The 16,181-nt window shown below is 29.5% G+C and carries 19 protein-coding genes; 7 read left to right on the top strand and 12 right to left on the bottom strand.

The genetic code is table 11. The features are described 5' to 3' along the window. Positions 1 to 253: 253 nt before the first annotated feature. The 3 genes from BT0_RS06120 to BT0_RS05745 all read left to right on the top strand — a co-directional run bounded on the left by BT0_RS06120 (position 254) and on the right by BT0_RS05745 (position 1,101). Positions 254 to 385, top strand: coding sequence for a hypothetical protein (locus BT0_RS06120; protein ID WP_257789428.1), 132 nt, complete (start codon positions 254 to 256; stop codon positions 383 to 385). Positions 386 to 398: 13 nt separating this feature from the next. Then, the gene (locus BT0_RS04725; RefSeq protein ID WP_088895125.1) at positions 399 to 656 is read left to right on the top strand and encodes a DUF3890 domain-containing protein; all 258 of its coding nucleotides are present in this window, start codon (positions 399 to 401) and stop codon (positions 654 to 656) included. A 283-nt stretch (positions 657 to 939) separates the two neighbouring features. Further along, entirely contained in the window at positions 940 to 1,101 is a 162-nt protein-coding gene (locus BT0_RS05745; RefSeq protein ID WP_161491416.1) for a hypothetical protein, read from the top strand. Positions 1,102 to 1,287: 186 nt separating this feature from the next. Here BT0_RS05745 and BT0_RS04720 read toward each other — a convergent pair whose 3' ends face one another. From BT0_RS04720 to BT0_RS04695, 6 genes are all read right to left on the bottom strand, one after another. Then, complete coding sequence (locus BT0_RS04720; RefSeq protein ID WP_088895124.1) at positions 1,288 to 2,349, bottom strand: variable large family protein; 1,062 nt, start codon at positions 2,347 to 2,349, stop codon at positions 1,288 to 1,290. Positions 2,350 to 2,646: 297 nt separating this feature from the next. Next, positions 2,647 to 3,342 carry a Bdr family repetitive protein gene (bdr, locus tag BT0_RS05940; protein ID WP_236842862.1) on the bottom strand — a complete coding sequence of 232 codons (696 nt, stop codon included), beginning with the start codon at positions 3,340 to 3,342 and terminating at the stop codon, positions 2,647 to 2,649. 40 nt (positions 3,343 to 3,382) lie between these two features. After that, on the bottom strand, positions 3,383 to 3,679 hold the full coding sequence (locus BT0_RS04710) for a hypothetical protein (protein WP_088895235.1): 297 nt from the start codon (positions 3,677 to 3,679) through the stop codon (positions 3,383 to 3,385). A gap of 251 nt (positions 3,680 to 3,930) precedes the next feature. Continuing rightward, entirely contained in the window at positions 3,931 to 4,953 is a 1,023-nt protein-coding gene (locus BT0_RS04705) for a variable large family protein (RefSeq protein WP_088895122.1), read from the bottom strand. A 101-nt stretch (positions 4,954 to 5,054) separates the two neighbouring features. After that, the gene (locus BT0_RS04700; protein ID WP_088895121.1) at positions 5,055 to 6,110 is read right to left on the bottom strand and encodes a variable large family protein; all 1,056 of its coding nucleotides are present in this window, start codon (positions 6,108 to 6,110) and stop codon (positions 5,055 to 5,057) included. A gap of 202 nt (positions 6,111 to 6,312) precedes the next feature. After that, positions 6,313 to 6,957 carry a Vsp/OspC family lipoprotein gene (locus tag BT0_RS04695; protein ID WP_088895120.1) on the bottom strand — a complete coding sequence of 215 codons (645 nt, stop codon included), beginning with the start codon at positions 6,955 to 6,957 and terminating at the stop codon, positions 6,313 to 6,315. 385 nt (positions 6,958 to 7,342) lie between these two features. Between BT0_RS04695 and BT0_RS04690 the strand changes: the two genes are divergently transcribed. Beyond that, positions 7,343 to 7,870 (top strand): oligopeptide permease-like protein, encoded by a 528-nt coding sequence (locus BT0_RS04690; RefSeq protein WP_088895119.1) that lies wholly within the window; start codon positions 7,343 to 7,345, stop codon positions 7,868 to 7,870. A gap of 499 nt (positions 7,871 to 8,369) precedes the next feature. Here the strand turns inward: BT0_RS04690 and BT0_RS04685 are convergent, their stop codons facing one another. Genes BT0_RS04685 through BT0_RS04670 form a run of 4 tightly spaced genes read right to left on the bottom strand, consistent with a single transcriptional unit; the run spans position 8,370 to position 11,236 of the window. Then, complete coding sequence (locus tag BT0_RS04685) at positions 8,370 to 8,924, bottom strand: chromosome replication/partitioning protein (RefSeq protein WP_088895118.1); 555 nt, start codon at positions 8,922 to 8,924, stop codon at positions 8,370 to 8,372. Positions 8,925 to 8,975: 51 nt separating this feature from the next. After that, positions 8,976 to 9,737: a ParA family protein gene (locus BT0_RS04680; protein WP_088895117.1), complete on the bottom strand. Its 762-nt coding sequence runs from the start codon at positions 9,735 to 9,737 to the stop codon at positions 8,976 to 8,978. Further along, the gene (locus tag BT0_RS04675; RefSeq protein ID WP_145954707.1) at positions 9,713 to 10,288 is read right to left on the bottom strand and encodes a DUF226 domain-containing protein; all 576 of its coding nucleotides are present in this window, start codon (positions 10,286 to 10,288) and stop codon (positions 9,713 to 9,715) included. Before BT0_RS04675 ends, BT0_RS04680 begins: the two co-directional genes overlap by 25 nt. 6 nt (positions 10,289 to 10,294) lie before the next feature. Continuing rightward, positions 10,295 to 11,236, bottom strand: coding sequence for a plasmid maintenance protein (locus BT0_RS04670; RefSeq protein WP_088895116.1), 942 nt, complete (start codon positions 11,234 to 11,236; stop codon positions 10,295 to 10,297). A gap of 235 nt (positions 11,237 to 11,471) precedes the next feature. On the opposite strand from BT0_RS04670, the gene BT0_RS04665 reads away from it, so the two are divergent. The 3 genes from BT0_RS04665 to BT0_RS04655 all read left to right on the top strand — a co-directional run bounded on the left by BT0_RS04665 (position 11,472) and on the right by BT0_RS04655 (position 14,147). Continuing rightward, positions 11,472 to 12,104: a hypothetical protein gene (locus tag BT0_RS04665; protein WP_088895115.1), complete on the top strand. Its 633-nt coding sequence runs from the start codon at positions 11,472 to 11,474 to the stop codon at positions 12,102 to 12,104. 138 nt (positions 12,105 to 12,242) lie between these two features. Then, positions 12,243 to 13,592 carry a protelomerase family protein gene (locus BT0_RS04660; protein ID WP_088895128.1) on the top strand — a complete coding sequence of 450 codons (1,350 nt, stop codon included), beginning with the start codon at positions 12,243 to 12,245 and terminating at the stop codon, positions 13,590 to 13,592. Between the two features lie 102 nt (positions 13,593 to 13,694). Continuing rightward, positions 13,695 to 14,147, top strand: coding sequence for a hypothetical protein (locus BT0_RS04655; RefSeq protein ID WP_088895127.1), 453 nt, complete (start codon positions 13,695 to 13,697; stop codon positions 14,145 to 14,147). Here the strand turns inward: BT0_RS04655 and BT0_RS04650 are convergent. After that, positions 14,122 to 14,403, bottom strand: a complete 282-nt coding sequence (locus tag BT0_RS04650) for an acylphosphatase (protein ID WP_088895114.1) — start codon at positions 14,401 to 14,403, stop codon at positions 14,122 to 14,124. The two genes, BT0_RS04655 and BT0_RS04650, sit on opposite strands and share 26 nt — an antisense overlap. 85 nt (positions 14,404 to 14,488) lie before the next feature. Next, positions 14,489 to 16,117 (bottom strand): PTS transporter subunit EIIC, encoded by a 1,629-nt coding sequence (locus tag BT0_RS04645; RefSeq protein WP_088895113.1) that lies wholly within the window; start codon positions 16,115 to 16,117, stop codon positions 14,489 to 14,491. Positions 16,118 to 16,181: the final 64 nt, after the last annotated feature.

The raw sequence follows: 16,181 nt of genomic DNA, 5'->3' as shown, positions 1-16,181 counted from the left end.
TAATTGACCTAGTGATGATTTGCTATTGCATATGGTTCAACAAGTTTGAAACTTGTTGAACCATATGCAATAACAAATTCATCATCTAATGTTTATTCTTCAACTTATTCATAGAAAGACTTCCTTATTAATACAATTCAGGCTGTTAATAATAAACAAGAAGTCTACTTAAAGACAAGTCATTTACTAAAAAATCAGATACTAATTTATCCATTAAATCCAAAATTACTAAAGTTAAAAACAAGTAAACACAATGTTGCCAATACCAAATAAACATGTTGATGAAGATCCAACTGGTATTGCACATTCATACCTTGATTTTGTACTTGGTGGACTCTTGGCAATAGATAATACTATTTTAAGAGTTGATATTAAACAAAGTTAAGGGATTGTAACTTATGGATAGTGATGTAGAATCATCTGGAAGATTTGGGGAGCTTTACTTAAAAATTAAAGCTCTCTTAAGTATAACTGACGAAATTTTAAGTTTTGAAAAATTTAAAAATCAGACAGATCTACTTGGAATGATACTTAGTACACGTGGTATTAACATTGACACATTAGATGTTAATCAAGCGTCTCTACTGCTTTACTATTACATAGGATTGAGCTTAAACGTTCCGGTATGCTTCGTGAGTTTGGTCTTGCATGATTAACAGGTTTAGTAAAGAATCATACTTCCAGTTTTACAAAGGAATATATTCATATGATGATGAGTTTGAAACACATGGGATTAACTTCGATAATAATAATTAACCCTGTTTGTTGAAATTATTATAGACATATCTCTTCTTCTCTTTCCTTCTCTATTTTTTCTCTCTTCTCAAGACTTAAACGTCTACCATTCCTTGCTTTAATAACAGATGTTCTACTTTCAACTTATATATTCTCTCCATAAGTCCCTTTGACAACACAATTACTCTTGTACTTATTCGGATATTGGATAAGGAAAAGAAATATATTAAAGAGCGGGATAGCACTACGTTCATAAAAATAACAGCAGTCAATAAGTTATCAATAGAAGTGAAAGACAATAAAGGCAACACTTTAAAAAACAAAAGAAAAATAGAGCAAACAAGAGATCCAAAAACAACAAGATAGATAGATTAATTACTTAAAAGTAAGAATAAAAAGCAACCCTCAAGATAAGCCTAATTTGTATTCTATATCTTATTTTTATTAATCAGCAGGAGATAAGGTAGTAAATTAAAAAAAAGCAGGGATTCCTTGTAAGAATTCCTGCTTGTCAAAACTCATTCCAATGAATAATTTAAACACCACACTATATTACTTAGCTTTCACTACACTACTGGAATCTTCTTTTATGCAATCATCAACATCTTTTAAACATTTATCAACTGTTCTTCTTACAATAGATACTATCTCATTTACAGTTTTACCAACTACTCCTATTAATACTGCATTCACTGCTTGTCCTGGTGCATGAGTAGCAACAGTTGCTAATTTACCATCCTTTGCCATAGCTCTCAAAGCTAAACCGGCTGCTATTACTGGCCCTTTGTCCCTAACATCAGCACCTGCATCTGTATTATCTTTATTAGCAACTGCAATGTCATAAGCATTTTTTGCTGCACTAATATTACCTGCTTGCTTACTTGTATCCTTAGCTGCTTCAATTGCAGCTAATATATCTGAACCACTAGCTGCAATTACTGCTCTCTTGGCTCCACTTAGTGCCTTAGCATCAGCACCAACATCACCAGTGTCTTTAAATAACTTTGCAATCTCTTTAGAATCCTCAATCTGCTTATTAGCATTTCCTTTTAGATCAACACCAATTTCCTTTGCTGCTTCATAAATTAAGTTAATCCCTTCAACAAGACCCTTTACACTTTCTGTATTTGCTGGTGCTGCATTCTCAGTATCATCAACTTTACCACCAACTTTACCATTAGCACTACCAGTAGCATCCTTAATTTTACTTGCTCCTTCAAATATCTTTCCTAAAGTACCAATTGCCTTATTTATTGTACTTTCAGCTTTGTCTTTTATTAAATTAAACTGTTCATTTCCCTTTAGCTCTTCTAATTTAACTTTAACTAATTGTACTGCTTCTCCAAGCTTACCCAATTGTTCTCCCACTTCTTTCTTAGTTGTATCTACAGTAAGACCAAGTAATCCTTTTAATAAATTTCCAAAAGAAACAAAAGCATCCAAAAACAATTGTCTTGAGATTGAAATTACTGCACTTAAACTGCTTCCACCTGTAGCTGCCTCGCCATCCTTACCAGCTTGAAGTTGACCACTGCCACAGCTAAGAAGTAAGAACAAAGATATAAGTATAGTTATATTAAAGTTTTTAATTCTCTCATTTAATCTATGCTTCATATTATAGTCCCTCCTTATTGCAAGATAAAAATAAAGTCATCAATAACGCACTTAAAGTAATTCTTTTCATTATTACGTGCCTCCTTATTAACCATAGGGAAAAGATGGCTAACAAGTTTTGATAAGCATAAAAACAAAAACTAAAAGTATAGGCACTATAATCTTACAGAGGCTGTGCGTGATACAACAATTAATAAAATTGATTGTTTTTAACAAAAATTTAAATAATTTTGTTAAAAAAATGACTAAAAAATAATTGACAGAAGGTCAATTAAAGAAGGGACTAGGTAAATAAATTTACTTTACTAATAATGATATTAATGCTAAAAATATTCCTATATTAAGGGTAATTAGAGTTCCAAACATCCAATTATGTAGTCTTGATGTACTTTTAAATTCTGATGCAGTTTTATCAAGTTTATTATCAAGCTCCATTCTGTTAATTTCCATATCTTTTCGAACAAGAGAAACCTCATTTCTAACATTATCAATCTTATTATCCAGGTCTTTAATATCGGATTTTAATTCACTTCTAACGTTATCAATCTTATTATTAAGATTATTCTCAACTGTATCTATTTTGGTATCGAGTTCATTGAATTTAGTATCTATTTTATTATCAAGTTCAGTCTTGACAGATTTAATCTCAGCTTGTAAAAGAGCTTCAACTTTTTCAATCTTGATGTTAAGATTATTCTCAACAGTATTAATCTTGTTATCAAGTTCATTGAATTTAGTATCGAATTTATTATCCAGGTCTTTAATATCGGATTTTAATGTTGTCTCAACCCTTTGAATCTCAGCTTGTAAAAGAGCTTCAACTTTTTCAAGCTTTATATCAAAGTTTTCTTTTAAGAATTCAATATCTTTATAAGTCAGTTCATTACGATAATATCTGTAAGACAGATCAATAGCAATATCTCTATTAATACCAGCCTTGGTAAGTTCTGCTATAACCATTTGTTGAGTAACTACTGGTTGAGCAAGTCCCATAAAACACTCCTTATATAATTATTATATAATATTTTAAGTGTTATAGGAACCTTATTTTAGTAAAATGTGCTTTAAGATTACGCACTCCCAAAGTCAATAACATATATGATGCTGAGAGGCTATCTAATAAATCATCATCACTCTTACCATCTCCTTTGTACTTATAAATATCAGATATAGCTGACTTACTTGAATAATCCATAATACTAAGTTTAGATGTAGCAAATGGTTCTATTAACGTAGCAATTTTCGTAAATTTATTACTTATAGGTTTAATTGGAGCAATTTTAAACTTATGACTCATACCTTCTCTAAGATTAAGAAAGATTTTAGTCACATTCCCATGCCCAGAAGTGTTATCCCTATCTTCAAAATAAAGTGTTAGGTCAATTTCTTTTGGTTTATCAAAAAGCTCAAATACAATCTTAATAACAACATTTACTTACCTTAGTATATGTTGTTAAAGGATTGCTATCAATACTATTTAAACCTGAGTATTATTACAGATAGTAAAAAAGGAAAACAATTCTTATGAAGAGAAAAGTTTTCCTCAAATGACTTTATTTAGTTATGTTTATTAATAATTCTTTATTGTTGCTGTCCAATAGCTGTTGCATCTGCAGGTGTAGTAGAATCTGCAGATTTATCTTCTTGTGTAACTGTAGCAAGAGCATCACTTATCGTTTTTAAACCAGTATCAACAGTATTTCTAATAGCAATAATAAGAGTACTTAAAGTCTTACCAACAGAACTAGCAACAGCACCATTAACTGCATGAGCAGATTTCTCTTCATTTTGTTTAGCAGCAAATTTACCATCCTTAGCCATTGCTCGCAATGCTATCCCTGCTGCAATAACTGCGTCCTTTTGTGCTGCATCAAGAGTTTTAGTAGCACTATCATTTTTAGCAATCGCAATCTCTGCCGCATTATTTACTACATTAATATCTTTATTTGCAGTAGCTTTCTCAGACTTAGCAATAGCTTTTAGAATGTCAGCGCCAGTTATAGCTCCGATTGAAGCACTAGCTGCAGCAGCTTGTGCTTCTGTTCCATCATTAGCACTTCCTTTAGCAAGCAAATTACCAACTGACTTTTTTTCAGTATCTGCGGTTTTAGTAGCATCTGGATTTCCTTCATTATCTTTTAAAACTACGTCAACAATAGTTTTAATTCCTTTAACAAGAGCATTTACACTTGCTGTTTCTCCAGGTACAGCATCCTCATTTTGTTTAGCATTACCAATAACAACATCAGTAGTAGCCCCTTTAGCTGCTGTTTTAGCCCCTTCTGCTATTTTATCTAATGTGTTAGTGATAAATGTATCAACTACTCCCTTTATCTTTAGATAGTTACCATTCGTAGCAACTTCCTCTTGTAACTTCTTTTTAACTGTGTTTATAGTAGTTTCAATATCAGTGAAGTACTGACCAATGTCAGACTTCTTAGTCTCAGCTTTAATGCCAAAAGCCCCAGCAACCATATCAGAAAGTGAAGTAAAAACATCTAAGAAGCCTTTACCTAAATTAGCAATAGAAGTTAAGAATAAGGTTTTAGGATCTTCCACCTTAGCACTCCCACTGCCACAGCTAAGAAGTAAAAATAAAGTCATTAATATAATATAAATAAAAGGAAAACAATTCTTATGAAGAGAAGAGTTTTCCTCAAATGACTTTATTTAGTTATGTATTTGTTATTAATCATTATTTATTGTTACTGTCCACTAGCTGTTGCGTCTGCAGGTGTAGTAGCTTCTGCAGACTTATCTTCTTGTGTAACCGTAGCAAGAACTGCATTTATTGTTTGCAATCCACTATCAACAGTATTTCTTATTGCTATTATTAGAGTACTTAAAGTCTTACCAACAGCACTAGCAGCTGCTCCATTCACTGCATGAGCGGATTTATCTTCATTTTGCTTAGAAGCAAACTTACCATCCTTAGCCATGGCTCTTAAAGCAATACCAGCAGCAATAACTGCATCTTTCTGCCCATCTCCAAAATCTTTACCATTAGCATCAGCCTTAGCAGCAGCAATGTCAGCAGCATTTTTCGCGTTTTCAATTTTAGGATCATCAGAAACTGCATCAGACTTAGCAATAGCTTGTAAAATATCAGCACCAGTTACTGCTCCTATTGATGCACTAGCAGCAGCAGCATGTGCTTCTGTCCCATCATCCTTTTTACCAAGCAACTTACCAATTGATTTTTGCTCTGTGTTACCAGTCTTAGTAGCGCTTGCATCTCCTTCACCCTTTTTTAGAACCACACCAACTATATCTTTAATTCCTTTAACAAGGGAGTTGACACTTGCAACCTCTGCAGGTGCAGGATCTTGACCATCTTTAGTAGCACCACCAATAGCAGCATCACCAGTAGCCCCTTTAGCCGCTTCTTTAGCTCCTTCTGCAATCTTGTCTAATGTGTTAGTGATAAATGTATCAACAACAGATTTAAGTTTTGAGTAATTCCCATTCGTAACAACTTCATCTCGTAATTTCTTTTTAACAGATGTCATAGTCTTTTCAATATCAGTGAAATACTGACCAATATCAGATTTCTTAGTGTCAGCTTTAATACCAAAAGCGCCAGCAACCATATCAGAAAAGGAAGTAAAAACATCTAAGAAACCTTTACCCAAATTAGCAATAGAGTTTAAGAATGTGGTTTTAGGATCTTCCACCTTAGCACTCCCACTGCCACAGCTAAGAAGTAAAAATAAAAAATAGAAGTTATTATTAAGTAATAAAACAAGATAAAAACAATACATAAATATAAATCTAAAATTAATAAGTAATCATAAGAAATCTAAAGAAGTATAATAAAGTAGTAAAGCAAGTAGAGAAAGAATAAAGAAACAAAAAAAGCTAAGAGAAAAAAACTCCTAGCTTATTATTTATAGACTTTATTTTATCAGATAATTACGATTAATTAAAAAGTAATCTTATAATAATAAATTAACTTGTTTATCCTTAGTTAGATTGAACAGTAGATGCTGACTTAGCAGGAGTTGAAAGCGCATTTATTGCAGCTGTTACTGCAGCTTCAGCAGAAGTTAACAAAGCATCAATTGCTGTATTGAGTTTAATAAGCTCTTCCGCGCCTTTATCCTTGGCTCCAGTATCTGCTATATCTATAGCTGTCTTCGCATCAGCATCCTTAACATCATCTTTACCAAGATCAGCTGTCTTTGATTTAGCCTTGGTTAAAAAGGATGTACTTGCATTCTTAACAGTAGTAATTTTTCCCTTTAAGTCATCAGAAATTCCAACTTTTTTTTCTAATGATGCTAATTTAGTATCTACAGCTGATATTACACTATATGCTCCTGAAATTAATTTTGCATTCTTATCAGCATCAGTTTCAAGACCATTGGCACCAATTTTTTTCCCGATAGCTTTAGCAAGCTCATCAATGGATTTAACTAAAGTATGAACGTCTTTAACACTCTTAGCAAAAGCAACAGCATCGGTAATGTTTTTAGTTATTGTAGCTAGGTCAAGGATTGTGCCATCAGGCTTAGCAGCTTGCCCTTCTTTAGGAGTAGTAGCTGAATTATTACAAGATAAGAGTAAAAATAAAGTCATTAATAACGCACTTAAAGTAATTCTTTTCATTATTACGTGCCTCCTTATTAACCTAAAATTTTATTTCAAAAATTCGATTTTTCAATTTTTTTTAAAAAATTTTAAGATAAAATCACTACTTTCATTTCTTGCTAAAAATTAGAATTTTATCTTTTTTTCCTTAAAACCTTTCTCCAAGAAAAAAACACAGATAATGTCATCAGAAGAAAAAAAAAGAATTCTTTGTGAACAAGTTAAATACAATCACAACTTTACCAAATTTTCATTAAATTTTAATTTAAAATTAATCACCTTGTTTTTCAAATTTATTAAAGTATAATGTTTAAACACTAAAATATAAAATAATTGCTATTTATATTTACAAAACCCGTAAATAGCAAACAATATACCATATATAGTATTAAAAGGGGGAAATGTGTTATATTCTTTCAAAGACCTAAAGTTAACAAAAATTTTACTAATTTTTTTACTTACAGCGTGTTCTTCCTTGCAAGTCGAACATGATAAAATCAACAAAACAATAAGAATATATCAATATTTAAGCAAAAACTTAGAATTAAAAGGTGTAGTTGACTATCAAAACAACACAACACAAATATTTTTGTATACTAAATTAAGAAACCATAGCATAATCAAACAAACTCCATTAACACTACCAGATGGCACTAAAATAGAAGGTAAAACAAGCTATGAATACGATAATAAATCTTCATTTGGAAAATGGGTCAACACCTCCTCTTTCAGCTTAAACAAAACTATACTAGAGAAAGTTCTCAATGAAGATGAATATGTATATAACAAAGAAGATATTAAAATCCAAGTCGGTTTAGAAACATTGCAAGTCAATAAAGCCAAAATTAGAGATTTTCTTTTAAAATTAAACGCAACTGAAAAGCAATATACCCAAAAACGACATCCTAACAAAGAAAATACTCAAAAATAATAATCAAAGCTTTAAAATTAACGATATATTTCTTAACGTTAGTTTTAAAGCTCTTTTATTATCTTTATCAATCAATAAAATTTACTTACAAAAAAGCAACCTTCAAAGCAAGATTAATGTAAAATTAAGAACAAATTCTTACAAAGAAATAAAAGATATCCTGTAAATCAAATAATCAACATACAAGATATATAGCTCTTTTTAAAATAAACACTTCACTTAAAATTAAACACCATATATGAAAACCGAAACAAAATATAAAAACCCAAAATCTATATATTTAAGATAAAATGACAAAGGCTACCTACTGTAGCCAACCTATTATTCTAATCAAACAATAAGAGTGAGACTTTAAATCTCAGTCTATAGAATAATTATAAACTATTTTATCTTTTTGTAAAGTCTTTTTCAAAAGTTTTTATGCTATTTTAAAAAAATATTATCACAAACTTTGTATTTTACTAAAACAATATAAATATCTAATTAACACACAATGGATTTACTGTACTTTCAGACTATCATATTTATCATGCATCTTATTAAAAAAATCTTTCTCATTTTTATATATTTCCTTAAGCAAAAAACTAGCAAATTTTGTGTTGGACTTATAAAAATAGAAACTCTCTTCATCATCTAGTTGCAACCTTAAAAGTTTTAAAGAGTTGACATTATTTTCACTAATGACATTATTATTTTCTAAGACTTTAATTGCATAATCTACACCTTTACTTAAAATTAAATCATAATCAATTTTACCACTATCAATGCCTATAACTAGCTTAATATATCTATATATGGAAGTTTTTGCTATTTTATAGCTCTTGATAAAAGCTGTAAAACTTTTATATCCATCAAGAGCATAGTACTTACTTTCATTAATTTCTTTCAAGACCCTAGCTGTTTCTATTTTATTATAGGATTCCTCTTTTATTAAAATCTTAAGCTTTTCTTTTAATTCTAAATATCTCTCTTCTCTTGTCTTGTTTAAAGTCTTGAAATTACATGTTTCTAAATCAATTCTTTTAACTATCTCTATTTTTCTATTCTTATTCATCGCATACCTCATCAAACCTGTTCCAAATGGAACTAATAGTTCCATTTGGAACTAATTATCAATCCTACTTAAAAAGTTTTCTAATATTTCTTTATAAGCTTTGTAGTAGTCTTCATTTGAATTAAAATCAACTCTGTGAAAAATAGTTTTTCTCAAATTATCTCGCTTTGGAACACTACCTAAAAATTTTTCCTTATACTCATTCTCAATAAATTCTTTTAATTCTTTATCTATGGTTTGCCTTTCAATCAGGTTCGTTACTAAATAAAATGTTGGTAATTCACTTCTAAATATATCCCTCAATCTGTTAGTTATTAAATCTACACTCTCAATCGCCCACTGATCGGTTGGTAAAGGGATGATAAGATAATCAGTGACTATTAAACTATTATTTAGTAAACTTCCTAACGTCGGAGCTGTATCCATAATTATGAAATTATACCTGTGTTGTATATAACTTAAGAATATTTTAAGTAGACTTTCCTTTAAGGAGATACTCTCTTCATTAAACTGACTTAAAGTCAAGTGACTTGCTATAAAATCAAGATTTTCATTGATCTTTACAACTGAATTTTCGATATCCAATTCTTTTTTTAACACTCTGTATATATTAACTTTCTTTATATCTATATTTTGACTCTTTATAAGATTAATGTAAAAACTCGTACCACTGGCTTGTGGATCTAGATCAATTAATAGTGTTTTGTATTTTTTACTTGAAAGAATATTACTAAAAAACAAAGCTGTTGTACTTTTACCGACACCTCCCTTGATTGAGGCTATGGTAATTATCTTTGGTTTTCTTTTATCCATCTTAATATTCCTCTGTCTTCAAGATATTCTTTTCCATAAAATTGGTGGACTTCCCTCTCCAATCTTAAAGTTCTATCTAACAAAGAATTGTAAAACATCCTTTCCTTATTTTTTGATTTCAACAGTGTATGTAAACTTCTCAGATAACAAAAAACACTTCCCTTTTTAAATCTAAATTCAATGTAATAAATTTTTATTATTCTAGATGTCTTTTTTACTTCATTTTCCTTGTAATTTATAATAAATGGTTTTGGTAACTTTGTAAATCCATAGTAAATTCCTATAAATTTATCTCCTTGTCTCATATGAAATAAATGAAGACTTTCATATTTATTGGGATCGAAAACATTCCTAAAACATAACCAAAATTTACCTTTATTTGGTCTTGCTTCGAAATTATTTATCATACTGAAAATTTTTGTATGGTACATTTTTTTATAGTTTTTTTCTTCTATCTTTTTAAAAAATTTTTTACGTTCCTGATCCAGTTCTGACTTTCTTGCCATCAATCTCGCTTTTAACTCATATATTGCCTTTTCCACTTTTTTCATATTTCCCTAATTAGAAACCAGTAACCTTGTTTTCATAATTTCCATTATCAATTCGCTAGCCTTCACTATTTCATTCGGATTATCTATATAGTTCATCTTTGGTTTCCTTATTTTTTCTCGATCTTGATGTAATTTTTGTGCTTTAGTTTTATTTTTGTCTTTAAATTCTCCTATCATTATGTTAAAGTCCGTATTTATATTTCTTTTTGACATGAACCATATTTTATCTTTCTTTTTTCTGAGTATGGTTTTAAAAAAACTTACCGCATCATCTTCATTATATTCTCTTAATTCTTCCATGAAGTCCTTTAAGTTCCATAGTGTATTTTTATAGCTTATCTGTGTTTTTACAATGTTTTTCATTTCATTTAGGTCTTCATTTTTTATCCTCACAAACTTCTGTAGTATGATTTTCTCTAATTTTTTCTCTTTGGTTTTGGTGTCTTGCAAACCAGAATTCTTATATTTATTGTATTTACTTTTTATATAACCTAAAAGATGTGAAAATATCTGATGTGAAATTTTGAATTGTTGATTTTGTTCTTTCAATTTGTCTTTTTTAATAGCATTATCTCTTGCGTGATCTATGTTTTTTTTCCTTTGAATGAAATAAGCTTTGCTTATTGCTTTATTAGCTATTTTTTCAAGAGTTTTGTTGATTATATAGTAAGTAAAACTACCATTGTTTTTTCCAAGTGGGTTAAAGTCGATTTTTAACAGACCAATTTCTTCAAAGTTTTTAATATCGCTTTGTATAGTCCTTTTTGTTACTGTTTTAAATCCTTTTTTTTCTAAAATTGAATTTACCATCATTACAACATTTCTTAAAGAATACCTTCTCTTATTTGTGAAATAATTATGTTGCAACTTTTGAATTACCCAAAACACCTTTAATCTTCGATCTACTACTTTGTTAAATGGCATCTTACTGATCTTTTCTTGTCTCATTTTAAACTCCTATCGTTTGATCTTTATATTTAAAACGTTAGTGATATTTTAATTAAATGTTGGAGAAAAGTAAAGTCTTTAGATGATACATTCATACCTTAAATTTATTTTATATTGTTTTATTTTAATAATAGTAAAATTATTTTGTTCTTGTTTGTGAATTGTTTGATATATTATTAAGTAGATATTTAGATATTCTTTTTTAATAATAGGTAGATTTTATCACGAGGGTTTGTTGAAAGTAGTTTATAAGATTGTTTTACTTTGCATTTTCATCTTTTGTTCTTGCAATTTTGATACTGCATCAAGATTTTTCCTTCCTTTAGAAGAATCAATAAAATTGGAAATTGCAGGTTATGAATATTTAGGTGGTAATAAATTTAGAACCCGAGTTCATTCTAAAGAGTATTTTGATTCTGTTAAGGATATTAATGGTTATTCTTATTACTTTATCTTGGATAAAGATACGCAAAATATTGAGATGCAGGTAATTTTGTATTCAAAAGTTGCAGGTTTATTGGATTATAAATTTGGGTTTATTTTTGATTTTGGATTTAAGTTTGATTTTTTTAATGCTATTCCTCCCAATTCATTTGAGTTTCAAGTTAAAAAAATATTTAAAAGAGAAATTGTATTAAAAAGTGAGCTTGATATAGCTAATAATAGTCAATTTTCTACTTATACTTTTAGTTTAGAGCATATAAAAAAGATTAACCGTGAATTTGAGATTAGAAACCATGAAGATGATATTAATTCAAGTACAAGTGAACTTATGTATTTTGTGGGAAGTTCCAAGTATTCTACTTTAAGAGAGGCATATATTGTTTTCTATTACTATGTTTTTAAGGCTATTGAGAGATTTATGTGATAATAGAAACTTTATTGGTAATTCTTTGTTATTATACTTTTTATTTAAGTATGTGTTTAGTAAATTGTTTTGTTTTATAAGTTGATAGTAGTTTAAGTAGATGTTCTTATTATTTTTTCTTGCTATAATTTGTTTAGTATGTCTTTGAAAGTTAATATAAAAAAAGAGCTTGAGTTTTTTAGAAAAAACTTGGAAGCAATATATGTTAAGTATTTGAAATATGAGATTTCATATTCTAAATTAAATGAAAGTCTGAGTACTCTTGCTGAGAAACATAGAGGTATTCTCTTAAGGAAGGATAAGTTTACTAATCTTTCAATCATATTGAATCTTTCTAAAACCCGTAAAATAATAAAGGAATATATCAATCTTTCAGTGATTGAGGAGATAAGACAAAAAAATAAGCTTTTATTTTTTTGGATTCCTAAAAAAGTAAAGGCACTATCTAATATCGATATAAAAGATTTATGTAAAATTGAGGAGTTGATGGTTTCTAATAATATTTTAGGTAAAAAGGTTTATTTTGAGTTTTTCCTAAGTTTGTTTAAAAGTCCTGAATGGTTAAATAATTATTCCCATCATTATAAGATTTCAAAAATTAATAGTTATAGAAAAGAGCAGATACCGGTTAAGATAAACTTAAAAACTTATATTGAGATAATAAATATTTTGTTGACTCAAAAAAGGGATATTCGATTAAAGTTTTATGGAGTATTAATGGCAACCGGACGGCGTCCTGTTGAAATAATGAAAATATCTAAATTTTATGTTGAAGATAGTGAACATATTTTCATGAAGCATATTGCAAAGAAGAAAGAGCATAATTTAATTCATGAAATTGTTTTTCCCACTTTTGCTGATTCTAAATTGATTATTGATTCAATAGAAGAGATAAGATATATGGAGAGGACAGAAAAACTTTCAAAAGAAATTATATCCTCAAATCTTGCTTATAGTTATAATAGGCTATTTCGTAAGATCTTTGAAAATATATTTGAACCTGAAGAGTCAGTTTATTTTTGTCGAAGGCTTTATAGTAGGTTTTCTTACCTTGCATTTGCTCCAAAAAATATGGAGCTCAATTTGTGGATAACCACGGTTTTAGGACATGAACATGATGATATAATAACCGCTTTTCATTACAATCGTTATATCTTGGAGACTTTAGATGATAATGCTGATATTGATTTGCTTAAATTGATTAAAAGACGGATATGCACGTATGTTAGGAGAAAGACTACATATTCTGTTGTTACTATGCAAAGATTAAATGTTTTGATAGAGGAGTGTGGTGTTATGGATGAAAATTACGTCAAGACTTTGCATGTAATTAAAGAGCTGATGATCGAAGATGGTTTAGAGAAATTGGAAATGCTAAGGGGCCTTAATGTTAAAATTCGTAAGTCTTTCAAGCAAAAATATGGTTATAATTATAATTATGCAAAACTTGGTGAGTATTTAGCCTTGATTTTTGAATATGATGTTTAGGTATATTGTAAAAAAGTTAATTTTATTTTGATGTTTAATATTTATTTTGACTAATTTAGAGTTTTTTAAAATATTTTGATTTGTAATATATTTGTTAATTGTATGGATACAGGATTTCTTTATTTTTTTAAGAAGACATTAAGTGTCGATGGTAATAGAATGATTTATATTTCCTATCTTTATGATAGTTTGGTTTCAATTCAACCGATGCAAGATTGGTTGAAAATTGATTTTAGAGACTCTAAGAGAGGTAAGAAATATTTTTTCCTTTTTAAAAGAAGTAAATTAAATGGAGAATTTATTTCTTGTAATTTTTTAAGGACAGAAACTAACTATGGGCTTGACATTAAATTTTCGGATGGCAATCTAAATATTTTTTGTAAGGATAAAAAGTCATTAGACTTTTTGAAGTTCAGGGTTGAGCGTTTCTTTCAATCTAGTTCAAAGTCCCTTAATTTTGCAAATAAGGGTGGAACTAAAGCAAAAATTGGTAAGATGAAAGTAATTAAGGGTAAGATTAATAGAAATATTAGTAGTAGGAACAAAAGTTCTTGAAATCGAAGGGATATCTTTCGTCTAAGATTTTTTTTTCTATGTTTTCAATTTTTGAGTAACCATTGCCTTTTTTTAAGGTGTTTTCAAATAATTCAATTTGTTCTTTATTGTCGAAAAAAGCTACTATTTCAACTTTTCCATCATCTAGGTTCTTAACAAATCCTTTGATTGCTATTTTAGTTGCGATTTGTTCTGTAAAAAACCTAAATCCTACACCTTGTACTTTTCCAGAAATGAGGTATTGGTATTTGTGCATATTCTTATCCTTTTTTATAAAATATAAGAGGAGCTATTTTAAAATAAAACCCCTCTTATTGCTATTTTATATTCTTAAAGCTTTCTTAAGAATTGATGTAAGTTTTATCCATTTCCATTCTTATATTGTCAGATAATCCTCCAAATATAATTTGGATACCATTTCCTTTTTGAAGCATTCCGCTTGCTCCAATGGATTTAAAATAAGTGACAGATTTAACTAGTTCTATTTTATTGACATTTATTCTTAGTCTTGATGCACATGCGTCAAGATATGTGATGTTGTCTCTACCCCCAAGTCCTTCTAGTACTTTTCTGGCAATTTCTGATATTGCTGTTTTTTGTGGACTTGTTTTTGTAACTTCTTCTACTTCTTCACGGCCTGGTGTTTTTAGATTGAATTTTATGATTGCAAGTTTGAAAATGTAATAAAATCCAATGAAGTAAAATATTCCAATAATAGGAATCATTATCCAAGTTGTTTTGCTATTGCCTTGCAGTATTCCAAATAGGAACATATCGATAAATCCTCCAGAGAATGTTAATCCAACTCCAATATTGAAAACATGTGCTAATAGATGAGCCAATCCAAATAAAGGAACATATACAAGATAGTAGAGGGCAGGCGCTGCAAAAAGGAATGCAAATTCAAGAGGTTCTGTTATTCCTGTTAGCATTGATGTGAAACTAGCTGATAATAATAGAGAAGCTGTGTTTTTTTTATTCTCATTTTTTGCGGTATGATACATTGCAAGAGCAGCGCCAGGTAATCCAAAAATCATTACTATAAATTCACCACTAAAAAATCGTGTTCCTCTTGTAACTTCAAAATGTACAGTATTAGGATCTGAGAGTTGTTTGAAGAAGATATTTTGTGCACCTGAGACTAGTTCTCCATTAATTTCCATTGTTCCACCCAAAGATGTTTGCCAGAATGGCATATAAAATATGTGATGAAGACCAAAAGGTATTAAAGACCTTTTTATTGCTCCATATGCGAATGAACCAAAATAACCAGATTGTTCTATAATATTTCCAAATGAGATCATCATTCCTTGAATGACTGGCCAAATGCATGTTAAAATTATTCCTACCATGAACATTACAAGAGTGGTGATGATGGGAATGAATCTTGATCCTCCAAAAAATGCTAGAAATGTTGGTAGCTGGATATTATGCAGTCTGTTATGAAGCATTACTGCAATAAATCCCGCTACCATGCCTCCCATTACGCTCATTTGAAGAGAAAAGATTCCAAGTACATTTGTGTATTCTTGGCTTTTTGCGATTGCCTCTGCTTCAGGTGTTCCAATTGCTATTAATGCTTCTACATTTACAGTTGAAGCATTAATGCCTTGAAGAGATAAAATTCCATTTATAGTTTGATGCATAACTAAAAATCCTACAACTCCAGCAAGAGCCGCTGTTCCTTTTTCAGCTTTTGCCAATCCAATTGGAATTGCCACTGCAAACATTAAAGGTAAGTTTGCGAAAATTATTTCACCTGTATATTTCATTAAAGATAGTATTGAACTTGTTAAAGTTCCCTCTCCAAGTATGTCCTCAATTCCATAAGTTTGAATCATTGTTTTGTTGGTAAGTGCTCCACCAATTCCTAGTAAAAGACCAGCTATTGGTAAAAGAGCTATTGGTAACATAAAAGCTTTTCCTACCTTCTGTAATGTTGTAAATATAGATCCTGGTGATATTGACATAACATCCCCTCCCTTAAATTGTTGTTAAAATTTAATATAATTAACATTTTTAATTATATTATAT

The organism is Borrelia turicatae 91E135, assembly GCF_000012085.2.
Taxonomy (GTDB): Bacteria; Spirochaetota; Spirochaetia; order Borreliales; family Borreliaceae; genus Borrelia; species Borrelia turicatae.
The sequence above is the reverse complement of the archived record's forward strand: the minus strand, read 5'-3'. Positions and strand labels throughout refer to the sequence as shown.

Coding starts and splice junctions, on each gene's coding strand:
- BT0_RS06120 (WP_257789428.1), top strand. CDS start 254: ATGTTGCCAATACCAAATAAACATGTTGATGAAGATCCAACTGGTATT.
- BT0_RS04725 (WP_088895125.1), top strand. CDS start 399: ATGGATAGTGATGTAGAATCATCTGGAAGATTTGGGGAGCTTTACTTA.
- BT0_RS04720 (WP_088895124.1), bottom strand. CDS start 2,349: ATGAAGCATAGATTAAATGAGAGAATTAAAAACTTTAATATAACTATA.
- bdr (WP_236842862.1), bottom strand. CDS start 3,342: ATGGGACTTGCTCAACCAGTAGTTACTCAACAAATGGTTATAGCAGAA.
- BT0_RS04705 (WP_088895122.1), bottom strand. CDS start 4,953: ATGACTTTATTTTTACTTCTTAGCTGTGGCAGTGGGAGTGCTAAGGTG.
- BT0_RS04700 (WP_088895121.1), bottom strand. CDS start 6,110: ATGTATTGTTTTTATCTTGTTTTATTACTTAATAATAACTTCTATTTT.
- BT0_RS04695 (WP_088895120.1), bottom strand. CDS start 6,957: ATGAAAAGAATTACTTTAAGTGCGTTATTAATGACTTTATTTTTACTC.
- BT0_RS04685 (WP_088895118.1), bottom strand. CDS start 8,924: ATGAATAAGAATAGAAAAATAGAGATAGTTAAAAGAATTGATTTAGAA.
- BT0_RS04680 (WP_088895117.1), bottom strand. CDS start 9,737: ATGGATAAAAGAAAACCAAAGATAATTACCATAGCCTCAATCAAGGGA.
- BT0_RS04675 (WP_145954707.1), bottom strand. CDS start 10,288: ATGAAAAAAGTGGAAAAGGCAATATATGAGTTAAAAGCGAGATTGATG.
- BT0_RS04670 (WP_088895116.1), bottom strand. CDS start 11,236: ATGAGACAAGAAAAGATCAGTAAGATGCCATTTAACAAAGTAGTAGAT.
- BT0_RS04660 (WP_088895128.1), top strand. CDS start 12,243: ATGTCTTTGAAAGTTAATATAAAAAAAGAGCTTGAGTTTTTTAGAAAA.
- BT0_RS04655 (WP_088895127.1), top strand. CDS start 13,695: ATGGATACAGGATTTCTTTATTTTTTTAAGAAGACATTAAGTGTCGAT.
- BT0_RS04650 (WP_088895114.1), bottom strand. CDS start 14,403: ATGCACAAATACCAATACCTCATTTCTGGAAAAGTACAAGGTGTAGGA.
- BT0_RS04645 (WP_088895113.1), bottom strand. CDS start 16,117: ATGTCAATATCACCAGGATCTATATTTACAACATTACAGAAGGTAGGA.